Origin of the sequence: Methyloglobulus sp., from assembly GCF_040079455.1 — a bacterium.
Lineage (GTDB): Bacteria > Pseudomonadota > Gammaproteobacteria > Methylococcales > Methylomonadaceae > Methyloglobulus.
The window spans coordinates 1-1,636 of the sequence record NZ_JBEBKJ010000170.1 but is presented as its reverse complement, the minus strand read 5'-3'; the positions used below and the strand labels follow the sequence as shown (position 1 = coordinate 1,636).

Here is a 1,636-nt window from a genome sequence, read left to right as displayed (position 1 = left end):
TTGCCAGTATGACAACAAAACGAACAATCCTGGAAATGCCTTGGCTAGTTTAAAAACCTGTTTACCTGTCATTGCGTTTATAAAATCACCCGCTTCCAACGGTGCAGCCGCAGAAATCAAATGCAAACTCCTGACACCATCAGTCATATAACGGCTGGTTTGCAAGGCAATAAACGAACCGACGGAGAAGCCAATAAAATCTACCGGCTTACCGTCTGCCAATGCTGAAATCTCTCTGGCCAAAAACTGATAATATGTTTCTCCGCTTATCTCGGAAGCGATAGAAAATCGCGCTAAACAAATAATCGTCAAACCCTTATCTTTTGCATAAGAATCAAAAATGGCACATTCTTCCGTAGATCCTGGCACACCGTGGAAGTAAATCACTATCTGCCCATTATCGGAACCGAACTGGCTATATTTCACTGGCTTAGTGGGCATATTGGTAAGTCATCATCTTCAACAATCATGCGCGGACAGGCAACGAACAGAATTCAGTAGTTCCAATACATTGCTTTCCAACAGGTCAGGCTGGTCGTACATAATGAAATGCCCACTCCTATCCGCTATGACATGCTTACTGTTTGATGAAAGGGCGGCCAATTCTTCATGCGACGTGCGTTCAATACGGGCAACAGCCACGGCATTTTCTACCGAACCATTCGATGTCTTGGCTTCACGTTCAGCTAACACAATGTCTATTCCGTTGCCAGCAGTCAACACCACCAGCGGCAGGTTGCCCAGTGAAGCTGGCGGTGGTGTGGATGGATCCAAGCCTTTCCGCATTTCGGTTATTTCGTTGATGACGGCAAGGGTGGTGTCAGTACGGTTTTGAACGGCTGATTTTGCCGCCAAAATGTCGTCAGGCAAAGGCGATGGTAGGCGGTCGGCGTTTGCCCAGCCCATCAAGCGAATAACCCCGATACGGGAAAGCAAAGGCGCAATGGCAATCTGGATTCCTTGTTTAAGATAGTCTGCTTGCACATAAGGATACTCCCGAAAAGCGCCTTGTTCGTGCGTAGAATCAACAAGTACTAGGCCTTTAACTTCCTGGGTAAACTGGTGATAATAGTGACGGCAAAATATGCCGCCGCGTGAATGGCAAACCAGCACAAAAGGTGGAGTAATTGGCGCATTGCGAAGCAAGGTATGCAAGTTTGTTGCGACTTGCTCAGGTGACATGGGTTCGTCCGCCGGATCACTCCATCCAAGCCCGGCGCGATCATATGCGCAAACTTGGGTTGTTTGGGAGAGCTTAGCTTGAACCGGATACCAGCTTAACGAGCTTTCACCCAAACCAGCTTCCAAAATAATCGTTGGCGAACCTGTTCCTGTGCAGTTCAAGTGATAGATCAGCCCATTGACGTTTACCATGCGCCCCGGTGCAGGATGTGACTTTAAGTCGGCGGCGGTTGCCTGCATTTGATAAACGCTGCCCAATATCGCAGCCAGGCAGCAAATCCCAGAGAAAACCAATAGGCCACGTATCAAGAGACTACGCGGCATCATTTGTGAAATATCTTAAGTGTGCCAAATGACTGTGTTCCGTTAGGTGCCATATTAGAGAGAAACACGGTACTCACGGATAATTTCCGCCACCTGCACAGTATAAGACCTGTCTCTTATACACATCTGA

The 1,636-nt window shown here is 47.7% G+C and carries 2 protein-coding genes; both read right to left on the bottom strand.

All coding sequences use genetic code 11. From position 1 onward, the window contains the following. On the bottom strand, positions 1-441 hold a 441-nt coding region (locus ABL924_RS18375; RefSeq protein ID WP_349028544.1), incomplete at its 3' end, for an alpha/beta fold hydrolase. A gap of 18 nt (positions 442-459) precedes the next feature. After that, positions 460-1,509 carry an alpha/beta hydrolase gene (locus ABL924_RS18370; protein ID WP_349028543.1) on the bottom strand — a complete coding sequence of 350 codons (1,050 nt, stop codon included), beginning with the start codon at positions 1,507-1,509 and terminating at the stop codon, positions 460-462. Positions 1,510-1,636: the final 127 nt, after the last annotated feature.

Bases quoted from the DNA above. Each gene is read 5' to 3' on its own strand.
- ABL924_RS18370 (WP_349028543.1), bottom strand. From the start codon at position 1,509: ATGATGCCGCGTAGTCTCTTGATACGTGGCCTATTGGTTTTCTCTGGG.